Here is a 22,939-nt window from a genome sequence, read left to right as displayed (position 1 = left end):
AAAAAGAAGAGTTTAAGGAAATTTTGGCAATTTTAAGAAGGCAGAACCCTGATAGGATAAGGGTTCTGTGAAATTTGTCGTGTACAGAGAAATCATTTGATCGGTATTGGTGTGGATGGTGTTATTACCGATTTGCCAGATGTAGCCAGAAAAGCAATGTCTGAAAATAGAATGGATTTACCTGATCCGATTTATAAAAAATAAGCTGCAGCATTCATTATTTTTAAAACCTCCTGCGGGAGGTTTTATTGAATGAGTTCCAATAAAGCTATTAATTCTGGTTTTGCCTATTTGGCTTGCATAGTACGCCTGAAATTGAGTCCACAGTTAATGATGAAAAAATGAAAGTGTGTCGGGATTATTTGAGAGGAATTAACTAATTCGCAGAAAGTATGGCGCTGTGCAAACCTGTAATTTGCTCTGCTTAGGTCTATGCCAAAGTGTTTTGGATAAAATAAAAAAACCCACTAAATATGTGGGTTCTTTAGGTTTGTGCAGACCTAGATTAAAATTATTTTGTTGCTTCTTGAGTTGCAGCACTTTCGTTGGTTGTAGCTTCAGAAGCGCTAGCTTCTTGAGTAGCGACTTCTGATGCAGGAGCTTCAGTAGGTTGAGCTTCAGCAGCAACAGCAATTGCACAGTTAGCAGAAATTAAAGTAGCTAAAGCAATTTTAGATAAAGTATTCATGTATTTACTCTTACATTAGACAAAAAAATAAGACTAAACCTTAATGAAGAAATTACTTGGAGGGTGTTATTGTTTGTCTTGGTTCTGTAAGAAAACTAAATGAAAAGTAACACAAAATTCTATCCAGTCGTCAAATTTAATAATTTAAGTGAACTCATCTGGAAAATCCGAAGACGAATCTTCGGTATTAATCGTATAGTTTTATATTTTTCGCCAGAGAGATTACAGCATACAAAACCCTGCTAAATATGCATTATTGGCGGGGGATTTTTTTATCGGCAGCGGATAAGGATTAATGGGCAATTTCAAAATTGTGAGTATTCGGTAAAATTAAAACTGGCTTTGTTGCATAAAGATTTAGAAGTCAGAGTTACCCCAAACAGTTCAAATCCAAGACACGACTTGGGTATGAGGTTGACCTAATTCTGTGAATCTGTTGAGAACTGCTAAACGTGTGTGAATTTTATCCACCTGACCAGGAAAGTTTCTAGCCCTTAATTTATCGCTCAATAGTTGGATGCAATGCAGCTTAGTTTCGACCAAGCTGCGGTGATGATACTCAAACTATTTTTTCCCATCGCTCTTCCTAAACGTTTGATGATTTTCAATAATTCATTTCTCTCTCAAGATCCAATTTTTTGTCTTTCTAAGGCTTTACATTTTTTCTTGGAGGAATCATGGCATGTGCTGAACGACAGCATTGAAGTGCTGTGTCAGCATAATTGGATTTCGCCCGTGTTTACCTTATGGCTGGGCCATATCCTTGAGTCTTAGGATCAAACCAGATGGAGAGATTGCCTGGCTTAATTAAAGCTTGGTTATAAGAAGAGCAATGGGTGGTGCGATAGATTGTAGATACTAGCTTCTTGATTGTGAAATGATCGTGTTGAAGAGGCCTTTAAGAGCAGCGGTATGTAACAAAGCCAAGTGCCTCTCACAGACTAATATCGATTAAGACAGAATCTGATATTCAATGACGATTTTTATAGGAAATGGCTTCTGTAATTACATAAAACTGAAAAACATTAAGTTTTATTTAACTGGGAAATGTGGCTATTGCCTGTATAAATATCGAACAGTTTAAAATACGATTAGAATATGAGGCGTGAAGAAAAGTTGAACGTATTGTCTATTTGGTAAATATTTTGAAATTCGCCAGCTACAAAGGGAGAACTTGTACAATGGGTTATCAAAAAATCGTGGTGCCTGCGGATGGGAATAAAATAACAGTCAATGCAGACCTCTCATTAAATGTACCCAACAATCCTATCATTCCTTTTATTGAGGGGGACGGTATTGGTGTAGATATTACCCCGACCATGCAAAAAGTGGTAGATGCTGCCATTTTAAAAGCTTATCGAGGCAAGCGTTCCATTGAGTGGATGGAGGTTTATTGCGGTGAAAAGGCCAACAAGATTTATGGCACCTATATGCCGGAAGAAACCTTTGAAGCGCTACGTGACTATGTAATCTCCATCAAAGGCCCGCTGACTACCCCGGTGGGTGGCGGGATTCGCTCCTTGAATGTTGCATTACGTCAGGAATTAGACCTGTATGTCTGTGTGCGCCCAGTACGCTGGTTTGAAGGCGTACCTTCTCCTGTACAAAATCCTGAATTGACCGATATGGTTATTTTCCGGGAAAACTCCGAAGATATTTATGCGGGTATTGAATGGAAGGCGGACTCACCAGAAGCTAAAAAAGTCATCAAGTTTTTAAAAGAAGAAATGGGCGTGACCAAAATCCGCTTTGAGGAAAATTGCGGAATTGGCATTAAACCGGTATCTAAAGAGGGGACGCAGCGTCTGGTACGTAAGGCCATCCAGTTTGCAATTGACAATAACAAGCCAAGTGTAACGCTGGTGCATAAAGGCAATATCATGAAATATACTGAAGGGGCGTTTAAGGATTGGGGCTATGAAGTCGCGCTAGAGCGCTTTGGCGGTGAACTGCTCGACGGCGGCCCATGGGTAAAAATTAAAAATCCTAAAACAGGTAAAGACATTATTATTAAAGATGTAATTGCAGATGCTTTCCTGCAACAGATTCTGATGCGTCCTGCTGATTATTCCGTAATTGCGACCTTGAACCTGAATGGGGACTATATTTCCGATGCGCTTGCAGCCGAGGTGGGTGGTATCGGTATTGCTCCAGGTGCCAATATTGGCGGTTCGATTGCGGTCTATGAAGCCACGCATGGTACAGCACCTAAATATGCCGGACAGGATAAGGTGAACCCGGGTTCAATCATCCTTTCCGCCGAAATGATGCTCCGTGATATGGGCTGGACTGAGGCAGCCGATCTGATCATCAAGGGGGTTTCTGGTGCGATTGCCGATAAAACTGTGACCTATGATTTTGAACGCCTCATGCCAGATGCTACCTTGTTGCGCTGTTCCGAATTTGGTGATGCCATTATTGACAATATGGATGAATAGGACGCGGCGTACTGTCCTGCAAAGCCCGTATTTAATGCGGGTTTTTTTATAAAGAGAAACTGGAAAATTTAAGTAAATTAAGTTTAAAAAACAAACAAAAGTTAAAACAGGTATCAGCATGAAGTTTTATGTAAAATTTGTAAAAAACTAAAAAAGTACCCACATAATTTCAAGCGTTTAATCGAAGCTATTTTACATTGACGTGTTTAGATACAGCTTGGTGATTGGCTTATTTCATATAAACGTTAGAGTGATGAATGAACTTCCAGTGATAGAGATCTTCTCCAAAGGAGTGTAACTTATGGCAAAAACCAAGGCTAAACATCGTCAAGTCCAGCAAAAGGACAAAAAAGATAATATTCAGAATGACGAGCAACAACAGCAACAGCAACAACCTTCCAAGCCATCTCGTGCGAAAAAGCGTAAATAGATTTCTCTCAACCCTCATTTAAACAACAAAGCCCTCTTGTGAGGGCTTTGTTTTCGTCTTTTGCTTATAAGAATCATCACTCAAAATAACAGACCCGAATATATTGAGATTTTTACTTAAGAGGGGAAACGGAAAACTTGGTATATAAGTAGGAGTGAAAATTATAAAAACCATTATTATGCTATTCAGTTTGGCGGTGCTTTTAATGGCCTGTCAGCCACCCCCTTCAGGTGAGGCTGGAAGCTGGAAGACGCCTTATCTCTATTGGCAGTTGCAGAAAGCGGAACTGGTCGGACCGCTGACCATGCCGGTACAAGGCATTCAACCCGGCCAGATTCAAGATACTTGGGGTGCTGCGCGCAGTGAAGGACGTAAACACCAGGGAATTGATATTTTTGCCAGACGTGGAACAGCTGTGCTGAGTACAACCCAAGGGATTGTTCGCCGTGTGGGAACCAATTCATTGGGTGGAAAAGTCATCTGGATAACTGGGCCGAATTTAAGCCAGCATTATTATGCCCATCTGGAAGATTATGCTGCACACATTCAGGAGGGTGACTGGGTGGAAGCCGGAGAAGTCATTGCTTATGTGGGGAATACGGGCAATGCCAAAAACACTCCACCGCATTTGCATTATGGTATTTACTTTAGCAAGCAAGGCGCCACTAATCCCTATCCCTATTTGCTACCTTCCTCCTGAGCAGCAAGAGAGCGGGTGGATTCATGAGGCTTGAATCGAGCGGGGCGTGTGCACCAGAATAATTGTAGTGCTCCCAACAAAAGCACACACGCAGCCAATACAAATTGCTGATAATAGCTTAAGCCTAAATATTGCAAAGCACTAAAACTAAGGCCACCAATCAGTTGAACAGCAGCAAAACATAGGGTGGCGATACTCCAGAGCTTTTTATAAGCCAGTCCGTACAGCTGTAAAATGGTATAAGAAGTCAAAAACACCACCGCCGGGTTAAGCAGGCCGGTAAAAAAAGAAGAGCCGAAAGTGAGCAGAGAACTCTGTTTTGCTGTTGCCAGTAATATAGCGACAATATACAAGCTGTAAAGAATTTTCAGGGCGCTAAAGTTACCGAATTTTCTCGCCAGTGCGTAGGCCGTTAAGGCACCTAATGCACTTCCTAGGCCATATAAAATCCAGTTAAAGTTAATCCAGAATAAACTGAGTTCGAGCTGATGGCTTAAGTAATCAATCCAGAAAAGTGAATGCGGAATATAGGCAAACGCACTACAGGCGTAAACGGTCAATAGACTATAAAAAACTGAATTTAGAGAATTTTTGGGTAAATTGGTGGCTGCTTGTGTGGACAAATAGGGTTTAAACTGTTGGAGCAATAAACTTAGACATAAACAAATAAACAAAGCAAAACCGCATAAGATGAGCCAGGCAGTCTGGATAGACATCTGATCCAGATAAGGCAGGAACAGGGTGGCGACTAGCACACCTAGGCCAATTCCGCTAAATCCAATAAAGTTGATTTTCAGCCGATCCTGAAGGTCGCAACATTGCGCCACCACACTCGGCGATAAGATCATCAAGAGTCCACCACTGATGCCGGAAATGACACGCCAAGAGATATACCAAATCTCGGAAAATCCTGAAAAAGCACAGCATAGTAAACTGAACACGCCTGCAATGGCTGCCATTTGAATATAATGAGCCATGCTCCGGTCTTGCGGCAGCCGCATGGCTGTAAACGCCCCGATCAGGTAACCGAGCAAATTGGCACTGCCCAGCAGGCTGGCAAAACTTGTCGTCCAGGCAAATGCTTCTCGGGTGCCAGGCAAAAGTGCCGTATAAGAAAAACGCAGGATACCAATGCCGAGGCACATGCTCAGGCAGAGAAACAGACTGAGTTTGATTGTATTTGAGGACATCCATGTGCTCATCAAATTATAATATTTGATCAAAAAATAGCATGAATAGTCGGGTTTGTGGCAAAAATCACCGCTTAAGGAACCCATGGGTTCAGTAAATGGCCTCTAGAGATGCCAGTTTTAAAGAGTTCAGCCACGGTACACAGCGGAAATTTGCTGCAGATATAAAAAAACCGCATAGATATATGCGGTTTTTTTATTGGGCTCTGGAAAATTAACGCATTTTTGCGAAGAAACGGCCCAAGCGGGTGATGGCTTCACGCAGTTCATTTTCAGCTGGCAGGAAGACGACCCGGAAGTGATCTGGGGTTGGCCAGTTAAAGCCCGTACCTTGAACCAGTAAAACTTTCTCGGCACGTAGCAGATCAAGCATCAGTTTTTCATCATCTTCGACTGGGTAGACATTTGGATCAAGTTTCGGGAAGCAGTACATTGCACCTTCAGGTTTGACACAGGAGATACCTGGAATCTCGTTCAGCATTTCCCAGGCAATATTGCGCTGCTCATATAAACGTCCGCCTGGACGGATCAGGTCATTAATTGATTGATAACCGCCGAGCGCCGTTTGAATTGCATATTGTGCCTGATGGTTGGCACAAAGACGCATTGAGGCCAGCATGTCCAGACCTTCGATATAATCCATAGCACGTGATCTGTCACCCGTAATTGCCATCCAGCCAGAACGGTAACCTGCAATACGGTAGGCCTTGGATAAACCGTTAAACGAGATACATAGCTGGTCACCGGCCAGAGCAGCGACAGAAACATGCTCAATCCCGTCATAAATGATTTTGTCGTAAATTTCGTCAGCAAACAGGATCAGGTCATATTTTTTAGCCAGATCTACAATTTGTTGCAGCACATGGCGCGGATAAACTGAACCGGTCGGGTTATTCGGGTTAATAATCACAATACCACGGGTATTTGGCGTGATTTTACTTTCCATATCCGCAATATCCGGATACCAGTGATTTTCTTCATCACATTTATAATGGATGGCTGTACCGCCAGACAGATTGACTGCCGCAGTCCAGAGCGGATAATCCGGCATTGGAATCAGCATTTCATCGCCATCATCCAGCAGGCCTTGCATGGCCATCACAATCAGCTCGGAAACACCATTACCGACATACACATCATTAACGTGCATATCCAGAATGCCTTTCTGCTGATAATACTGGCAAATGGCCTTACGTGCCGGGAAAATCCCTTTAGAGTCGGTATAACCGACTGCATTTGGCAGATTGAGCGCAACATCATTAATAATTTCCTGAGGCGCTTCAAAGCCAAAGGGGGCAGGGTTGCCAATATTTAACTTGATAATTTTATGTCCGGCTTCTTCCATTTCATTGGCCGCTCGTAACACAGGTCCGCGAATGTCGTAGCAAACATGCTCGAGCTTAGAGGATTTTTTGATTTCGCGAGGGGTTGTGTTAGCAATGCCGGACATAATTCCATCCAATTAATTTAGAGTTTAAAACTATAGATTACGCAAATGTCACAATCTATGCTGAAATTTCGCTAGAATTTTTTTCATCTCTAGCGTAAATATGGAAGTACTGAAGCATGACATTGAATGTCAAAGATTTAAAGGAGTTAGTGATGGGAAAACTCAATAAAACCGACCGGGAATGGCAAAGAGAGTTATCACCAGAAGAGTTTCGCATTACTCGCGAGAAAGGAACCGAGCCGGCATTTACCGGAAAATACTGGAATACCAAACAGGATGGCGTGTATGTCTGCCGTTGCTGCGGGACGCCGCTCTTTTCTTCAGAGACAAAATATGACAGCGGCTCTGGTTGGCCAAGTTTCTTTCGTCCGGTAAATAACTCGGCCATTGAAGAAATATCAGATCATTCGCATGGCATGATCAGAACTGAAATTGCCTGTCATCATTGTGACGCACATTTAGGGCATGTTTTTCCAGATGGCCCAGAACCGACAGGTTTACGCTATTGTGTAAACTCAGCCTCTTTAGACTTAAAAACACAAGAAAAAAATGATGAGGAAACCTATCCATGACCAGCATCTATCAGCTTGAAGCTGAATTGTTAGATGGAAAAAATAAAAGCCTTGCAGATTATGAAGGTAAAGTTCTCTTAATCGTGAATACTGCAAGTAAATGCGGTTTTACCCCGCAATTCGCCGGATTAGAAAAACTGTACCAGAAATATAAGGAACAAGGGCTGGAAGTATTGGGTTTTCCGTGTAACCAGTTCGGCGGCCAGGACCCGGGTACGAATGAGCAGATCGGTACATTCTGCCAGAAGAATTACGGAGTATCTTTTCCGATGTTTTCCAAAGTCGATGTAAAAGGTCCGGAAGCTCATGCGATTTTCCGTTATCTGACCAATAATTCTAAAGGCATTCTGGGCAATGGCATTAAATGGAACTTCACCAAATTTCTGATAGGGCGTGATGGCAAAGTATTGAACCGTTTTGCACCCACGACCAAGCCGGAAGATCTGGAAGAAGAGATTCAAAAGGCATTGTGATTGAAATGAAGTCGAAAGCTAAGGCGTAGGGATTCTGACTACAAATATCTAAACTAAAATAAACCTTCATGAAAAAACCCACTTCTGGCAAGTGGGTTTTATTTTGATTGAGGCACTTCAATCAGAGAATCATTTTTAAACGCTGAACCACCTGTTCACACTGGGCAAGGTCAGCAACCAGAGCCAAACGTACATGATTTTCACCCGGATTGCCTTCTGGGGTTTCACGCGACAGATAACGGCCCGGCAGCACCTTGATATGGACTTTTTTCATCAGAGTTTTGGCAAATTCTTCGTCATGATCGACTTTCAGCCAGTAGTAAAAACCGGCATCTGGTTTTTTGAGGGGCAATAAAGTGCCTAGCTCGTTTTGAAACAGGTCAAACTTGGCTCGGTACTGTACCCGGTTTTCTTCCACATGGGTTTCATCATTCCAGGCTGCAATAGAGGCCAGTTGGTGCTGGACCGGCATGGCTGCACCGTGGTAGGTCCGGTACTGTAAATAGGGTTGTAGTAATGCCGCATCACCTGCAATAAAGCCTGAACGTATCCCAGGCAGATTGGAACGCTTAGACAGCGAATGGAAGACCACACAGTTTTTATAATCATCACGGCCAATTTCAGCACAAACTTCCAATAAGCCGGTCGGGGCTTCGTCAAACCAGAGTTCGGAATAACATTCATCTGAGGCAATTACGAAACCGTATTGATCTGAAAGGGAAATCAGCTTTTTAAACTGTTCTTTGGACAGTACCGCACCTGTCGGATTGCCAGGCGTACAAACAAAGAGTAGGGCAGTTTTTTCCCAGACTGCGGCCGGCACAGCGTCAAAATCACCCAAGTAGTCATTTTCTTCGGTACAGTTAATGAAATAAGGCTGGGCACCTGCCAATAAGGTTGCCCCTTCATAAATCTGGTAGAAAGGATTGGGCATGACCACATAAGGGGCATCTTCCCGGTTAATGAGTGCCTGGACAAAGGAAAAAATTGCTTCACGGGTGCCTGAAACTGGCAAAATATGGCTTTCGGCGCTGACTGTATTCAGCTTGAAACGTCGGCTCAGCCAGTTGGCAATACTGGTACGTAACTCGGATAGACCCTTGCTATTTGGATAAGTCGAAAGGTGCTGTAAATTATCAATAATTGCTTGTTTTACAAACTCAGGTGCAGGATGTTTGGGTTCGCCAATAGACAGAGGAATCAGAGGCAGATCCGCGGGCTGAATGCCGGCAAAAAGCTGGTTTAACTTTTCAAAGGGATAAGGATGTAATAAAGACAAGCTGGAGTTCATGCGTGTATTCCCGAGCAAAGGGTTAGTGTTGAGCATTGACCTGATGAGACGCCTCATCCAGAGCCGCTTTGAGCGCAGTTGCAAAGCTAAGCGACTCAGCCTGAGTCATCGGAATTCCATCCTTTTTGGTGACGAAGAAAATATCTTCAGCACGTTCGCCTAGGGTGGCAATCTTGGCAGAGTGAATATCCAGGCCGCGCATCATAAAGAGGCCGCCAATCTTGGCCAGCAGACCCGGCTGATCCAGCGTTGCAATTTCAACCATATTCTGATTCAAGGCCGGGTTTAAAGTAATATCGACCGTATTTTCAATATCAAAATGGCGTAACTGGCGAGGAATACGGCGCTGCATCAGGCCCGGATATTCGTCTGAATGGCTCAAGGCCTCTTTCAGGGCGTCAATGACAGTTGCTTCGCGTTCTGGATCAGTGAGCAGAGTGCCAAAACGGTCCAGCACCACATAGGTATCCAGACTAAAGGCTTTGGTTGCAGTAATAATCCGCGCATCCTGCACATCCAGATTCATGCGGTCCAAAATGGCCACAGTGGTGGCAAACAGGTTCGGCTTGTCTTGAGTATAAATGAAGATCTGGACTGCATCTTGTGCATATTTGCGGTGCGCGCGCATTAATACCAAAGGTGCAGGATTGTCCCCATGCTCCAAAATGGCGCGTGTGTGCCAGGCAATCTCATCGGCTGATTCTTTCAGGAAATAATCATCGCCCAGCTCCTGCCAGACGGTTTCTACATCGTAAAGTGAGAAATCATTAACCAAGAGTTCACTGGCTGCAAACTTGGTATCTTCAATCAGCATTCTATAATCGACCGGGCGGCCCAGACCGGACCGGATGACATCACGGGCATGGGTGTATAGCTGACGCATTAAAGAGGCACGCCAGGTATTCCAGAGTTTTGGATTGGTTGCATTGATATCAGCGACGGTGAGGGTATATAGATAATCCAGATGTTCCATATCTCCCATTTTTTCTGCAAATTCCCGTACTATATCCGGGTCAGAAATGTCTTTTTTCTGTGCAGTAACTGACATGAGCAGATGATTTTGAATCAGCCAGGCAACCAGATTACATTCGCGTTCGGTAAAGCCATGCGTCCGGCAGAACTTGATGGCATCAGCTGCTCCGAGTTCGCTATGGTCACCGCCACGCCCTTTGGCAATGTCATGGAAAATGGCAGCCAGATAGACAATATCGCGGCGGCTGAGACGCTGGAACACAGAGCTGACCACTGGAAAATCTTTGGCAAAACCGGGTTCCTTAAAGCGGTTCAGATTACGCAGTAAGAGCAGAGTATGAGCATCCACGGTATAAATATGGAATAGGTCATATTGCATCAGGCCGGTAATCTGGCCAAAGGCCGGAATATAATTGCCCAGTACGCCATAACGCTTCATCGTTACTAGAGTGTCATACAGGCGATATGGCGAGCGGATAATTGCCATGAAAAGTGCCTGATGAATTGGATTATCGCGAAAAATCTGGTCAATCCGTTTGGCTGCCAGCGTCAGCAGACGCAATGTGCGGGCACGGATACCTTCAATTTCCGGGCGGTTGGCCAGTAAATAAAAAATTTCCAAGATAGCGCTGGGGTTTTCTGAAAAAACTTTGTGATGCTGAACGGCAAGCTTGCCATCGACCAGCTTGAAGTTTTCGTTAATTTCTTCAATTTGACGTTCATACTGCGGTAAACGTGGCGTAATCACCGATTCACTAAAGTAAGCCAGCAACATTTCATTCAGGGTAGATACCTGTTGTGCGCTGCGATAATAGCGCTTCATGAACTGTTCAATCGGATAATTCTGATGATGGCCTTCTTCGCGTACATAACCGAATTTGGCCGCAATTTCCCGCTGATAATCAAACAGCAGGCGGTTTTCATCACGCTTGGTCAGACGGTGCAAATGATGGCGGATTTCCCAGAGAAAGCTTTCTGCCTCTTCAAGTACGGCCAGTTCAAATTCTGAAATAAAACCCAGATGCACCAAGTCATAAATACGGTTGACCCGAAAATGCCGTTTGGCAATCCAGCCAATCTGGTTAATATCCCGGATGCCGCCTGGGGCATTTTTGATGTCTGGTTCCAGATTGCTTTCGGTGTCATTGTGCTGAGCATAGCGCTTATGCTGTTCATTGACCTTGGCATCAAAGAAGGTCTTATCCGTCCAGGTCTGTGAAACAATCCGCCGAGGCCATTTAGACAGGTTTTCATTGCCAATAATCAGACGGGCTTCAATCAGGGAGGTGGCCACTGTTAAGTCACTGCTTGCCTGAGTCACACATTCATTAATCGTACGGACACTGATGCCGGGCTTGAAATTACCCACATCCCAAAGAGAGGAAATAAAGGTCGAAATACGCTGTTCCTGTTCAGGAACAATCTTATTTTCGGACAGGATCATGATGTCGACGTCGGAATAAGGCAGCATTTCGCGGCGACCATAACCCCCTACAGCAAACAGGCTGAGCTCCGTCTGATCCAGCCTGGCATGTTTCCAGAGGAACTGCAAGGCCTCATCAATCAGGTTGGAGCGCGCCAGAATGATGTCACGAATCGACTGTCCATTTTCAAAACATTCCTGCAGCTGATTTTCAACATCGCTACGCCACTGGTTAATGGCCTGAATGTCATGGTTGCTTTGAATATAATTCAGCAAAGGTAAGGTATTGATCATGAACAGGGATCCGTTTGTATTTCAGCTTAATTTTGATGAACGCTAATTTGGTCGGCAGTCTGCTGGGCCAGTTCGCGTGCCTGGTCAATGGTTTCTGCGCGTGCAGTCGCCACACCCATACGACGACGCTTAAAGCCCTCAGGCTTGCCGAACAGGCGCACATCCGTATTCGGATTTGCTAAAGCAAGATTTAAGCCAGAAAATGAAAGATTATGGTCATCTACACCTGCATAAATCACGGCACTGGCTGCAATGCTATGACGTTCGGTGTTGACAGGCAGGCCAAGAATCGCACGGGCATGCAGTTCAAACTCGCTCTGGAATTGTGAAGCTAAGGTGACCAGACCAGTATCATGCGGGCGCGGTGAAACTTCACTAAACCATACTTTGTCACCTTTAATAAAGAGTTCCACACCGAAAATCCCGCAGCCACCCAGTGCTGTTGTGACTTTATGGGCAATGCGTTGCGACTCTTCCAGCGCAGCCGGGCTCATCGGCTGAGGTTGCCAGCTTTCCACATAATCGCCTGAATCCTGACGGTGCCCGATTGGATCACAATAGGATGTTTCGATTACACCAGTTTGCGGATTTTTTGCACATACTGTCAGCAAGGTAATTTCAAAATCAAAATCAATCTGCGACTCAACAATCACTTTACCATGATTGATCCGGCCCCCAGTCTGTGCATGGTCCCAGGCAGCATCTACTTCTGCAAAGCTTTTTACGCGGGACTGACCTTTGCCTGAAGAGGACATCACCGGTTTCACAAAGTTTGGATAACCAATGTCATCACAGGCAGCACGGAACGATTCTAGGGTATCTGCAAAACGATAAGCGGAGGTCGGCAAGCCCAGTTCTTCGGCGGCCAGACGGCGAATACCTTCACGGTTCATGGTCAGGTTCACCGCTTTAGCAGAAGGAATCACCGTTGCAATTTTCTGTTCTTCAATCTCTAGCAGAACTTCGGTGGCAATCGCTTCAATTTCCGGAACAATCAGATGAGGCTGAACTTGCTGAATCAACTGTCTGAGTTCTGTGGCATTTGCCATATTGAGCGTATGAGAATAGTGGGCCACCTGCATGGCAGGCGCGTCCGCATAACGGTCAGCCGCATGGACTTCAACACCCAAACGTTGGAGTGAAATAACCACTTCCTTGCCGAGTTCTCCTGAACCCAGTAAAAGAACTTTATACGCTGAAGCCTGTAGTGGAGTACCAATCGTCACGTTCATGTGTATTATCCATGCTTGATTTTATGGGCTTTTAGCATAGCAGAACTGCGTGTTCAGATAACCCTTGATTCACATAAAATTATGATATTGCCCAGCAGCTTTATTCATAAGGTTCTGATCATTTTATTATGTTGATGTGGGCGCAGGTTTCGGTTGGCTGTTGGGGAAATTTTGCAGGGGATAAATACAGCTTTGAGGATGTGTTTTTCCACTTATAGGATTTGATTGGGCAGAAGACCAAGCAGTACACGTTTTTAAAGTCTGCATGCGCCGAAAATAATATAAGCAGCCTAGCTGTATGGTGATAAAGAGGAGAGCTAAGCCGCTTTCAACACCTGTAAAAAAACATTGCATCATTAAGCAATTGAGTGAAATTTCCTGTCATCACAAAGAAAAAAATCAGAGTATTTCGAATGTAGAGTGGGAAGAGTGGAGGAAATCAGACTCCAAAGACTAATAATTATTTTTAGGACATAAGTGTAGAACCAGCTGGGTTTAAGTCAGCATGGCAATGATTTTATTTTGATCATGTTTTTGAAGATAAATGATAGGAATCAGATCGGCAGCATGGTAATGAACTTCAGTGAAATGACCATTAAAATTTTGTGTATTGATGACACACTCAAAGTAACTGCTCGGGAATTTGTTTTGAAAATAGGTAGAACGTCATCCTGTTTAAGATGAATAAAGACTTTTCATGCTCTGCACAATGATTTTCTTGTTTTTCTTCTGACTTATAAAGCCTTATGCTATTAATAGGATAAGGCTTTATGTGCTTGGATTATTGAATAAAAACTTAAAAAGACACCGGAACATAGGTATAAACCAGACCGTAGGTTAAAGCGGCAATCAAGGTCGCCATGACAATTTTCTTAAATTTAAAATACAGACCACTCAGCACCATGAAGCCTATCAGCATGGCAAAACTTTTATTGGGCGTTTCTAAAAGGGGGGGCAAGGTTGCAACGACCAGCATCGAACTAATTGCAGCAATTCCAATGGAACCCAAGGCAATTTTTAACCATAAGGCACCACGTTTTTGTGAGCCTTGCTGAAATTTTTGAATAACAAAAAATGGTCCAAAGCGGGAAGCAAAGTTGGCAATCCCCACCAGAATTCCGACCAGAATAATTTCGAGATTCATCGAGGGTCTCCTGCATGTTCAGGATCAGGTCTCTGTAAAACATAATGCTTGAATAGGCCAGCAAAAATACCGGAACTGATACCGATAAAAATGGCTGCGGACAGGTCAATAAGATAGCAGGCAACCGCCGAGACAATAATGGTAACTGCCACGACAAAGCTATGTTTCTTCTCAAAGGCTGCCAGCAGGAAACTCAGGAATAAGGCAGGGAGCAGGAAGTCCAGTGCTGCTTGCAAAAATTGCGGTAAATTACTGACTTGATCGGCAAATAAACCGCCCAGAAAAGAACCCAATGCCCATGATAGCCAGCTGAACAGGCTGAGGCCAAGCATCCAGGATTCAGACCATTCCTGACGCCGCTGTGATAGTTTGATCATGCCAGAAGCAAAGACTTCATCGGTCAGACCCCAAGACCAGACAGCTGTTTTTTTCAGGTTCAGACGATCCTGAATCAGGTTTTGCAGGGCAGGGCCATACAACAAGTGACGAATGTCTAAAGCAATGACAGTCAGCGCCGTCATCCAGATAGAAGTACCACTGCCGAGTAACGCAACCACCAGAAACTGACTGGCACCAGCATACATCGAACAGGACAGGAACAGGGCTTCCCAGGCCGTAAAACCGAATTGAGTCGCTGAAACACCGAAAGCAAACGACACCGGCAGATAGGTGAAGATAATCGCCTGGCTGTCTTTTGCACCTTGCCAGAATCCGGCAGGCTGCATTGCGGATGGATTGTGCTCTGTCACGAAACACCTGCAGGAGAGTTGAACAAGAGGTCAAATGAAGATTGTGTATTGTACGCGAATTTACTAGCATAGTGCCGAATTTTTTAAAAAGGCGAGCCTGATATGCTGATGTTTAAGACACGTGCACTGCTGACCGTTTCTTTAATAAGCAGTGTATTGTTGCTGCAAGCTTGTGGAAATGACCATCAGTCGCCTGAACAAGCTCAGATTAAACCTGCACCAAAGCTGACAAATGATGCTACGACCTATGCCAATGCGGCCTGGAAACTGATCAATGAAGTTGACCCTCTGGTGTATAACAGACAGCTTGATCAACTGGAAAAACAGGTACGTGAACCTGCCCGTAAGCTCAGCACCGACTGGCGGATTAATGTCAAAATGACCGACTCGGTGACTGAAGGTAAATACGCATTATGCCGTAAGGCCTTAACCAGTCTGGAAATCTGGGCACGCACTACCCTGGAAAATGGGAGTAGTGTGGCTCAAAAGCAGGCAGATTATGAGCGAGATAAAAAGCAGTGTGAAAATGCAATTGCCAATCCGGCCTTAGGAAATACGAACCCTAAGCAAAAGGGTACCGCAATTGCCGAGATGCAATAAAAAACCAATTATCAATTTAGATTCTTAAAAAAAAGCCAGTCTTCACGACTGGCTTTTTGTTTGAATATTCAAAGATTATTCAAGGAACTTAACAGTCACACCAGACTTTACTTTTTTACCCAGGTCATTGGCATCCCAGTTGGTTAGGCGGATACAACCGTGTGAATAAGATTTGGAAATCAGAGAAGGATTCGGTGTACCGTGAATACCAAATGATTTTTTATTCAAGCCAATCCAGATATTCCCTACCGGGCCGTTTGGACCTGGTGGTAAAGACAGCGGCTTTAAGTTTTTACCCTGAATAAAGTTTGACGGTGAGTAGCTATACCAAGGGTTTGGCGCAACACCAGTAATTTTGTATGTACCCGTTGGTGAAGGGGTGCTGGTGTTCCCGATACTGGCAGGGAATGAACCAATCATTTGATTTTTACTGTTAAATAAGTACAGCTGTTTTGCACCTTTATGCGCCACAATCAAATGAATACCTTCTGGAAGTTCATTACGTACATTTGTTACCAGAATTTTTTGGCCGACTTTGTTAAAGTTCGCATTCGGGTTTAACTTCTGCATGAAGTTTTGATCCATATGGAACTTTTCACTAAGCATTTCTAGCGAGCTGGTGTAATACAAGCCTTTCATTTTTGCCTGTTCAGCGTAATTGGAAGGAATAGACTTGACAAAAGGACCCGCCAGATCTTTTTCAGTGATAGTGTATTCAACAAAAGCAGGCTTGGAACCTTGACGTTCAATCAGTTTATCCCAGGTTTCTTTGGTCAGTACACCTGTAGGCTTAATGCCGTTCATTTGCTGAAAAGACGCGATAGCTTTCAGGGTATTTTTACCGCTGGTTCCATCAATTGCACCTGGTGAAGCATGAGCATTATTCAACATGACATGCGCACGTGCATATACCGGGAACTGACCCGCACCAATATTTTCATACCAGGTGGCGTTATTGAGACCCTCTAGGGTCCACGACGCTTTAGTTGCTGCCGAACTGGCAGTTTTACTGGCGGCTGCAGGTGCAACGCCGCTATCGGCATTTTGGTCTTCAGTATTCTGCAAGGTATTTAAAGCTGCAGATGCTTGATCCAGCTCTTTTTTTTCTTGTGCTGTAATTTGAGCTTCTTCTGTTGGGGCAGTGGTCGTCTGGCGGGTTGCAGGAGCTTGTGCCGCCGAGGACTCAAGTGCCAGAGGATCAATAGGGTCTTGCACTGAAACATCAGTGGCCATTTGCGGGTTCAATGGTTGTTCAGCAGTAGACGCAGCGAAAACAGTACCTGCGAAAATGCAACCTAGACTCACAGCGAGCATTGTGCGAACGAACATGTAACTCAACCTTAATTTACTTCTTTAACTATGTGAAAAAACACTGTAAGTATTACAGAAAAAATGTGTAGATGCAGTAGTTCTTTTGTGTAAATCTATCCCTTGCCATTTCTCATGATCGGTTTTTAAAGTTATGAGAAGTTATTCAAAATGCGGGCTTTTTGTTATGATGGGTTTCATCTTCAAGTATAGATAGGAAAGTGAATGACGACCTTAAAAAATGATCGTTTTCTGCGCGCATTATTACGTGAACCTGTAGATACCACACCTGTGTGGATGATGCGTCAAGCAGGCCGTTATTTACCAGAATATCGTGAAACCCGTGCCCAGGCGGGAGACTTCCTTTCTCTTTGTAAAAATACTGAGTTGGCGTGTGAGGTCACCTTACAGCCTTTACGCCGTTATGATCTGGATGCTGCGATCCTGTTTTCAGACATCTTGACCGTACCCGATGCTTTGGGTTTGGGATTGTATTTTGAAGCGGGTGAAGGTCCAAAGTTTCATAAGACAGTCCGCACCGAGCAGGATGTAGCAAATTTACCTGCATTTAATGCCAAGTCTGACCTGGACTATGTCATGAAGGCGGTATCTACCATCCGTTCGGCCTTGGGGGGGCAGGTGCCGTTAATCGGTTTCTCTGGCAGTCCATGGACGTTGGCCACTTATATGGTTGAAGGTGGTTCGAGCAAAGATTTCCGCTTTACCAAAAACATGATGTATGCCCAGCCTGAAGTCATGCATGCCTTGTTAGAGCGTCTGGCTGATGCAGTGATCGAATATCTGAATGCCCAGATTGACGCAGGTGCCCAGGCCGTACAGATTTTTGACAGCTGGGGCGGGGCGTTGGCGCACCGTGAATATATTGAGTTTTCACTGAATTATATGCAGAAAATTGTGGCTGGCTTGCAGCGTGAGAAAGATGGTCGCAAGATTCCGGTCATCCTGTTCACCAAAGGTGGCGGACAGTGGCTGGAGCCAATGGTTGCTACTGGTGCAGATGCTTTTGGTCTGGACTGGACGACGCCACTGAATGTAGCGCGCCAAACCGTTGCGGGCCGTGCCGCGCTACAAGGTAACCTTGATCCGGCAACTTTGTATGGATCCCATGAGTCGATTGTGAAAGCCACCAAGCTGATGCTGGATGATGCCTATGCCAATGGCGAAAAAACAGGTTATATCGCTAACTTGGGGCATGGTATTACCCAGTGGGTTGATCCTGCCAACCCGACAGCCTTTGTTGATACCGTACATGAGTATAGTGCCAAGTACCTGTAGGATGTAAGCCTTGATTGATTTTATAAAATCAGGGTTTGAATTTACTTATAAGGCAGCTTCGGCTGCCTTATTTGGGATTCTACTGTTGCTCGCCTTTGCCCTGACAGCTTCCATGGGAAGCGAACTGTTGTATGGTTTCTATCGTTACGACTATCTCTTGTTTTTTGCCCTGATGATTCAGGTGGTTCTGCTATATACCAAGCTGGAATCCTGGGCAGAAGCGAAAGTCATTGCGTTGTTTCATATTTTGGCCATGGTGATGGAAATTTTCCTGACCCATCCGGCGATTGGCTCGTGGCATTACCCGCAACCCGCCATTTTTAAAATTCTGACTGTGCCTTTATTTGCCGGATTTATGTATTCGGCTGTCGGAAGCTTCTTTGCGCGCTCCTTACGTCTCTATCAGGTGTCATTTGAGAAATTGCCGAGCTTTGCTAATATGCTGGCGCTGGCGGTTCTGTCCTATATCAACTTTATGAGCAAATTTTTTATTCCGGATTACCGGATGATTTTATTTGCCTGGAGTGTGGTGATTTTCTGGAAAACCAAAATCCGTTTTCAATTGAATCGACATGCTTTTCAGTTGCCGATGTTGCCCGTGCTGCTGCTATTGGCATTTATCATTTGGCTCGCTGAAAATATCAGTACCTTTTATCAGATCTGGCTTTATCCGAGTCAGATTGAACAATGGCATATGGTGGGCTGGGGGAAACTCGGTTCATGGTACTTGCTGCTGCTGCTCAGTCTGGTGCTGGTATTGAAAATTCTCGGGCAACGTCAGCTCGATGGAGCCTGGCATTTAAAAGAACAAGATTGAGCCGGTTGCTGAGAAAGCAACCTGTCGAACTTGAAACAAAATGTTTTGCCTTTAAGCACCGTTGACGTTATTCTAGCCACGGTGTAATAAAAATTACCTAATTGTGAATAATTAAAAACACTTAGATAAACTTTTTGGAGAAGTAATCATGTTGAAAAAACTAGCTTTAGCTGCAGTACTTGCAGTGGGTTCAACTGCAGCATTTGCTGACCGTGATGCAGGTTGTGGTATTGGAAGTCAAGTCTGGGCAGGTCAGTCTGGTAAAGTGCCTAAAATTTTGGCAGCAACGACCAACGGTATTTTTGCTAACCAGTTATTCGGTATCACTTTTGGTACTTTGGGTTGTAGCGGTACCGGTACAGTAACCGCCCAAGTGGTGACATTTACCAATGAAAATGCTGAATCACTCGCGCGTGATATGGCGGTTGGTCAGGGCGAAAGCTTAAACGTATTGGCTGAATTGCTAAATATCAAAACTGAAGATAAAGCACGCTTCTTCGCTATTTCTAAGCAAAACTTTGCTTCAATCTATGCAACTGAAAATGAAACTTCACTAGAAGTATTATCTTCTCTGCAAACTGTCATGGCAAATGACGACGTATTAAAAGCTTACGTTTAATATGTCAAAAACCCTGTCGCTTGACAGGGTTTTTTTCTATCTAAAAATAAATTTCCTGTTCTAATATGAAATCTTGCGTTGCCCTTATAATCCTTGCTGCACTGTCTACACTAAGTTGTCCATCCTTTGCCAGTCCGGCAGATCCATTTATTCAACAGGCTCAAATTAATAAGCTGGCTCAAGATATCACTTGGCAACGTTTGATGTACGCTGATGCCAAACAGCATAGCGAAGTGAGCTATTCAGGCTATTTCTATCATGAACAGGGTGCCCAAAATCTGGAACTGGAATTGGCCAGTAATGTTCAGGCACTGTTTCAAACGGCTGAACCTGATCAATCTATTCGTTGCCGTTTCCCGGCGCGGAGCCAGTTTCTCATTGAAAGCTTAAAGATACCTCATGCTGCTTTACCAGAAGTGGCTTGCCCTGAGTTGAATCAGTGGCTGACCGAAATTAAACCGTATAAAGCGACGCTGATTTATGCCACCGACTTTATGGGCAATCCCAGCTCAATGTTCGGACATACTTTGCTGCGTTTGGACCCTAAAGATCAGCAACAGCTAAATCTGGTGTCTTATGCGGTGAACTATGCGGCCACCATCGAAGGTGAGCAAAGCTGGTCTTATGCCTGGAAAGGTTTAACCGGGCAGTATCCAGGTGAATATTCCCTGATGCCGTATTATCGTAAAGTTAAAGAATATGGGGATTTCGAAAGTCGCGACCTTTGGGAATATGAACTGGCTTTAAGTGCGGAAGAAACCAGATTTCTGGTCCAGCATATTTGGGAAATGAAACATGTACAATTTCCCTATTATTTTATTCAGGACAATTGTGCTTACCGTTTATTAGGCTTAATTGATCTGGTACGCCCACACGCCAATTTGCAGCAGCAGTTTAAGGCAGTCTCCATTCCGCTTGAGACTATTAAAGCCTTGGATGATGAACAGCTGATCAAAGACGTGGTATATCGTCCTGCTCTGGAAACCCAGTTACTGGCACAGGCCAGACAGCATGGTCACAAGCTGGCAAAAGTAGCCCATCAAATTGCCATGTCTGAACCGTGGGAACATGGTCAGATACTCGAATCTTACTCAGCTGAAAACCAGGCCAAGATTCTGGAAATGGCCTATGACGACTTGTATCTGCATTTTCTCGCCCGAAAAATTGATCCTCAAGTGGCGCAGCCACGTTTAAGGCAGATTCTGGTGCAACGAAGCCAGTTGGCCCTTGAGAAGCAACGCCTGAATGTCGCCGTACCCAAGACCAATCCTGTGCAAGCGCATGATGCACGTCATCTTTCTTTTAAAGCTGGTGAGGTTCAAGGCCAGACCTTTGTCGAGATCGGTCATCGTCAAGCTTATCATGACCTGATTGATCCACAAGGAGGATTGCGTACCGGAACCCAACTGCTGTTTTTGGATGGTGCTCTGCAATATCGCCAGGATCGGTTGAAGCTGAAGCATCTGGATCTATTAACCGTCAATTCCTATAACCCGATTCATGCTTTTAAAACACCCTTATCCTGGGGATTTAACTTGGGCTGGCAACAAGAAGCTCTGAATTCAGCGGGCCATTTTAGTCGTGAAAGCCAGCATGGGGTCGCTAACTTAAACGTGCAGGCCGGTTATAGCTGGGCCAATGCAACACGTGAACATCTATGTTATACACAGCTACAAAATCATTTACAGGCAGGCAAAGCCCTGGATCAAGGTTGGCGTGTAGGAGCTGGTCCGACCATCGGCTGTCAGAATGTCTGGAATGAGCAGCTCAATAGTCTGATACAAGTAGAATTGCCATATTGGGAAGATTCACATCAATGGCAGCTGAAATTGAAGACCCAATTTCAGTATACCTGGACCCTACAATATGCAATTCGGGGGGCTTGGGAATATCAGCGACAAAACCATCAAGATTGGGAACAGTGGAGTCTGAGCCTGATCCGTTATTTCTAGAGAATAAAAATTGAGTTGGCTATTCTAACTTTTGACCTGAGCTTAAAATATAGGCGGTATTATTATAGGGGTGGTTTGGTTATTTTGTTAACTTGATCACTATTATTTAAATAATGGTGATAACATTCATACTATAATGTATAAATTGTATTGTATTTATTAAATAATGTCATTGAAAATTGCAAATATCAGGAACTCCATCCTATGAATAATGAAAATATGGCAATGCTGGCTGAGCAGTGGGAACAGATAGGTCAAAATTATTCATCTGATGCTTTATTACAAGCCTTACAGTTTGTTCAGGAGCATTCGGTTGTTCTGGTGGATGAGTTTTATAAAAATATGCTGCTCGAAAAAGAATCTGCACAATTTTTAACAGATAAACTGGTCCAGCAGCGCTTGCATACGACCTTAATCCAATGGTTATCGGAAAGTTTTAGTGTTCCGGTAAATAAGGATTATATGCAAGCGGTACAAAGACAGGCGATGGTCGGCCATGTCCATGCGCGTATTGGTATTCCTGCCTGGCTCATTATGCGCGGTGTGCGTGAAATCCAGTATATGGTCTTTCAATTATTGGGTTTAAACCCATCTGCCCCTGCTTTTACCACCTGTAGCTATATTATAGAAGTCATGGGATTTGCTACAGAAATTATGTGCCGCTCCTATGAGGTCAAAACAGTAGCGAATCAGGAAATCAAGCATAGCTATCGTGTATTTTCTGCGATGCAGGATGTTGCAGTACAAAAAGACAAGCAGCGCAGTGCCTTGCTGGACTGGGAAAATGATTTGATGTTCAAGGTGTTTTCAGGCACTGGCCCGTTCAGACATCCGATGTTGTCCAAGTCTGAATTTGGACTTTGGTTTATTCATAAGGCAGCCTATGCTTTTGCGGAGTCAGATCAGGTCGATCTGGTCATCAAGCGGATTTATCAGGTTGATGAAGTGAATAAAGCTGTAGGGGAATGTACAGAAAACACTAACATGCTGGGGTCGATTCAACACATCCGTGATATTAACCGTGAAATCCAGCATCTGGTAGACCAATTGTTTCAGGTGGCTGATTATATTGAAGCCGGGAATGATTCATTGACTCAGCTGCTCAATCGCCGTTATTTAAATACGATTATTTCTCGTGAAATCAGCTACTCACGGCAAAACCAGACGCCTTTGTCCCTATTGGCAATTGATGCCGACTTTTTTAAAAATATGGTGGTGTTCTAAAAAGTATGCTGGCATCAGACATAGCCATAATTGACATAGAAGAATACCAAATCAAACACCTTAAAGTGGTTATCAAA

At 44.1% G+C, this 22,939-nt stretch carries 19 protein-coding genes and 3 pseudogenes; 11 read left to right on the top strand and 11 right to left on the bottom strand.

The features are described from left to right. Positions 1-511: 511 nt before the first annotated feature. From NI467_RS12765 to NI467_RS14945, 3 genes and pseudogenes are all read right to left on the bottom strand, one after another. Positions 512-688 (bottom strand): hypothetical protein, encoded by a 177-nt coding sequence (locus NI467_RS12765; RefSeq protein ID WP_253153287.1) that lies wholly within the window; start codon positions 686-688, stop codon positions 512-514. A gap of 384 nt (positions 689-1,072) precedes the next feature. Continuing rightward, positions 1,073-1,382 (bottom strand): annotated as a pseudogene (locus NI467_RS14950) (IS5/IS1182 family transposase); the annotation flags it as partial. Next, a pseudogene (locus tag NI467_RS14945) lies at positions 1,383-1,559 on the bottom strand (IS5/IS1182 family transposase); the annotation flags it as partial. It abuts the pseudogene before it with no gap. Positions 1,560-1,869: 310 nt separating this feature from the next. Here NI467_RS14945 and icd point away from each other — a divergent pair. From icd to NI467_RS12750, 3 genes are all read left to right on the top strand, one after another. Beyond that, positions 1,870-3,126, top strand: coding sequence for an NADP-dependent isocitrate dehydrogenase (gene icd / locus NI467_RS12755; protein ID WP_253153285.1), 1,257 nt, complete (start codon positions 1,870-1,872; stop codon positions 3,124-3,126). 301 nt (positions 3,127-3,427) lie between these two features. Continuing rightward, positions 3,428-3,556: a hypothetical protein gene (locus NI467_RS14770; protein WP_257234961.1), complete on the top strand. Its 129-nt coding sequence runs from the start codon at positions 3,428-3,430 to the stop codon at positions 3,554-3,556. A gap of 178 nt (positions 3,557-3,734) precedes the next feature. Then, positions 3,735-4,256 (top strand): M23 family metallopeptidase, encoded by a 522-nt coding sequence (locus NI467_RS12750; RefSeq protein ID WP_151204758.1) that lies wholly within the window; start codon positions 3,735-3,737, stop codon positions 4,254-4,256. Here the strand turns inward: NI467_RS12750 and NI467_RS12745 are convergent. After that, positions 4,235-5,446: a YbfB/YjiJ family MFS transporter gene (locus tag NI467_RS12745; protein WP_253153283.1), complete on the bottom strand. Its 1,212-nt coding sequence runs from the start codon at positions 5,444-5,446 to the stop codon at positions 4,235-4,237. The two genes, NI467_RS12750 and NI467_RS12745, sit on opposite strands and share 22 nt — an antisense overlap. Before the next feature lie 214 nt (positions 5,447-5,660). Then, a complete protein-coding gene (locus NI467_RS12740; RefSeq protein ID WP_151204751.1) occupies positions 5,661-6,896 on the bottom strand; it encodes a pyridoxal phosphate-dependent aminotransferase in 1,236 nt (411 codons plus the stop codon). A 152-nt stretch (positions 6,897-7,048) separates the two neighbouring features. Between NI467_RS12740 and msrB the strand changes: the two genes are divergently transcribed. Beyond that, a complete protein-coding gene (gene msrB / locus NI467_RS12735) occupies positions 7,049-7,468 on the top strand; it encodes a peptide-methionine (R)-S-oxide reductase MsrB (RefSeq protein WP_151206759.1) in 420 nt (139 codons plus the stop codon). After that, positions 7,465-7,941 carry a glutathione peroxidase gene (locus NI467_RS12730; protein ID WP_174659569.1) on the top strand — a complete coding sequence of 159 codons (477 nt, stop codon included), beginning with the start codon at positions 7,465-7,467 and terminating at the stop codon, positions 7,939-7,941. Before msrB ends, NI467_RS12730 begins: the two co-directional genes overlap by 4 nt. A gap of 121 nt (positions 7,942-8,062) precedes the next feature. Here NI467_RS12730 and dapC read toward each other — a convergent pair whose 3' ends face one another. The 5 genes from dapC to NI467_RS12705 form a co-directional block, all read right to left on the bottom strand. Further along, on the bottom strand, positions 8,063-9,232 hold the full coding sequence (dapC, locus tag NI467_RS12725; protein WP_253153281.1) for a succinyldiaminopimelate transaminase: 1,170 nt from the start codon (positions 9,230-9,232) through the stop codon (positions 8,063-8,065). A 22-nt stretch (positions 9,233-9,254) separates the two neighbouring features. Next, positions 9,255-11,921 (bottom strand): [protein-PII] uridylyltransferase, encoded by a 2,667-nt coding sequence (glnD, locus tag NI467_RS12720; protein WP_253153279.1) that lies wholly within the window; start codon positions 11,919-11,921, stop codon positions 9,255-9,257. A gap of 26 nt (positions 11,922-11,947) precedes the next feature. Beyond that, a complete protein-coding gene (gene purT / locus NI467_RS12715; RefSeq protein ID WP_253153289.1) occupies positions 11,948-13,162 on the bottom strand; it encodes a formate-dependent phosphoribosylglycinamide formyltransferase in 1,215 nt (404 codons plus the stop codon). A gap of 787 nt (positions 13,163-13,949) precedes the next feature. Then, a complete protein-coding gene (gene ygaH / locus NI467_RS12710) occupies positions 13,950-14,297 on the bottom strand; it encodes an L-valine transporter subunit YgaH (protein ID WP_151203869.1) in 348 nt (115 codons plus the stop codon). Further along, the gene (locus NI467_RS12705; RefSeq protein WP_171478799.1) at positions 14,294-15,022 is read right to left on the bottom strand and encodes an AzlC family ABC transporter permease; all 729 of its coding nucleotides are present in this window, start codon (positions 15,020-15,022) and stop codon (positions 14,294-14,296) included. Before NI467_RS12705 ends, ygaH begins: the two co-directional genes overlap by 4 nt. Positions 15,023-15,148: 126 nt before the next feature. On the opposite strand from NI467_RS12705, the gene NI467_RS12700 reads away from it, so the two are divergent. After that, on the top strand, positions 15,149-15,646 hold the full coding sequence (locus NI467_RS12700) for a hypothetical protein (protein ID WP_253153277.1): 498 nt from the start codon (positions 15,149-15,151) through the stop codon (positions 15,644-15,646). A gap of 75 nt (positions 15,647-15,721) precedes the next feature. Here NI467_RS12700 and NI467_RS12695 read toward each other — a convergent pair whose 3' ends face one another. Then, positions 15,722-16,975 (bottom strand): L,D-transpeptidase family protein, encoded by a 1,254-nt coding sequence (locus tag NI467_RS12695; protein WP_151206765.1) that lies wholly within the window; start codon positions 16,973-16,975, stop codon positions 15,722-15,724. 204 nt (positions 16,976-17,179) lie between these two features. Here NI467_RS12695 and hemE point away from each other — a divergent pair, with 204 nt between their 5' ends. The 5 genes and pseudogenes from hemE to NI467_RS12670 form a co-directional block, all read left to right on the top strand. After that, positions 17,180-18,250 (top strand): uroporphyrinogen decarboxylase, encoded by a 1,071-nt coding sequence (gene hemE / locus NI467_RS12690; RefSeq protein ID WP_151206767.1) that lies wholly within the window; start codon positions 17,180-17,182, stop codon positions 18,248-18,250. A 10-nt stretch (positions 18,251-18,260) separates the two neighbouring features. Beyond that, positions 18,261-19,067, top strand: coding sequence for a DUF817 family protein (locus NI467_RS12685; protein WP_253153276.1), 807 nt, complete (start codon positions 18,261-18,263; stop codon positions 19,065-19,067). Positions 19,068-19,215: 148 nt separating this feature from the next. Then, positions 19,216-19,686: a DUF3015 family protein gene (locus tag NI467_RS12680; protein WP_151206770.1), complete on the top strand. Its 471-nt coding sequence runs from the start codon at positions 19,216-19,218 to the stop codon at positions 19,684-19,686. A gap of 65 nt (positions 19,687-19,751) precedes the next feature. Further along, positions 19,752-21,638 (top strand): DUF4105 domain-containing protein, encoded by a 1,887-nt coding sequence (locus NI467_RS12675; RefSeq protein ID WP_253153274.1) that lies wholly within the window; start codon positions 19,752-19,754, stop codon positions 21,636-21,638. Between the two features lie 204 nt (positions 21,639-21,842). Continuing rightward, positions 21,843-22,850: pseudogene (locus NI467_RS12670) on the top strand (protoglobin domain-containing protein); the annotation flags it as partial. Between the last annotated feature and the right edge of the window lie 89 nt (positions 22,851-22,939).

Source organism: Acinetobacter sp. S4397-1 (assembly GCF_024129285.1).
Taxonomy (GTDB): domain Bacteria; phylum Pseudomonadota; class Gammaproteobacteria; order Pseudomonadales; family Moraxellaceae; genus Acinetobacter; species Acinetobacter lwoffii_C.
Note: the sequence above shows the minus strand (reverse complement) of the source record. Positions and strands in the feature narration are given on the sequence as shown.

Excerpts from the sequence above, each read along its gene's own strand:
- NI467_RS12765 (WP_253153287.1), bottom strand. The coding sequence starts at position 688 with ATGAATACTTTATCTAAAATTGCTTTAGCTACTTTAATTTCTGCTAAC.
- icd (WP_253153285.1), top strand. The coding sequence starts at position 1,870 with ATGGGTTATCAAAAAATCGTGGTGCCTGCGGATGGGAATAAAATAACA.
- NI467_RS14770 (WP_257234961.1), top strand. The coding sequence starts at position 3,428 with ATGGCAAAAACCAAGGCTAAACATCGTCAAGTCCAGCAAAAGGACAAA.
- NI467_RS12750 (WP_151204758.1), top strand. The coding sequence starts at position 3,735 with ATGCTATTCAGTTTGGCGGTGCTTTTAATGGCCTGTCAGCCACCCCCT.
- NI467_RS12745 (WP_253153283.1), bottom strand. The coding sequence starts at position 5,446 with ATGTCCTCAAATACAATCAAACTCAGTCTGTTTCTCTGCCTGAGCATG.
- NI467_RS12740 (WP_151204751.1), bottom strand. The coding sequence starts at position 6,896 with ATGTCCGGCATTGCTAACACAACCCCTCGCGAAATCAAAAAATCCTCT.
- msrB (WP_151206759.1), top strand. The coding sequence starts at position 7,049 with ATGGGAAAACTCAATAAAACCGACCGGGAATGGCAAAGAGAGTTATCA.
- NI467_RS12730 (WP_174659569.1), top strand. The coding sequence starts at position 7,465 with ATGACCAGCATCTATCAGCTTGAAGCTGAATTGTTAGATGGAAAAAAT.
- dapC (WP_253153281.1), bottom strand. The coding sequence starts at position 9,232 with ATGAACTCCAGCTTGTCTTTATTACATCCTTATCCCTTTGAAAAGTTA.
- glnD (WP_253153279.1), bottom strand. The coding sequence starts at position 11,921 with ATGATCAATACCTTACCTTTGCTGAATTATATTCAAAGCAACCATGAC.
- ygaH (WP_151203869.1), bottom strand. The coding sequence starts at position 14,297 with ATGAATCTCGAAATTATTCTGGTCGGAATTCTGGTGGGGATTGCCAAC.
- NI467_RS12705 (WP_171478799.1), bottom strand. The coding sequence starts at position 15,022 with ATGCAGCCTGCCGGATTCTGGCAAGGTGCAAAAGACAGCCAGGCGATT.
- NI467_RS12700 (WP_253153277.1), top strand. The coding sequence starts at position 15,149 with ATGCTGATGTTTAAGACACGTGCACTGCTGACCGTTTCTTTAATAAGC.
- NI467_RS12695 (WP_151206765.1), bottom strand. The coding sequence starts at position 16,975 with ATGTTCGTTCGCACAATGCTCGCTGTGAGTCTAGGTTGCATTTTCGCA.
- hemE (WP_151206767.1), top strand. The coding sequence starts at position 17,180 with ATGACGACCTTAAAAAATGATCGTTTTCTGCGCGCATTATTACGTGAA.
- NI467_RS12680 (WP_151206770.1), top strand. The coding sequence starts at position 19,216 with ATGTTGAAAAAACTAGCTTTAGCTGCAGTACTTGCAGTGGGTTCAACT.
- NI467_RS12675 (WP_253153274.1), top strand. The coding sequence starts at position 19,752 with ATGAAATCTTGCGTTGCCCTTATAATCCTTGCTGCACTGTCTACACTA.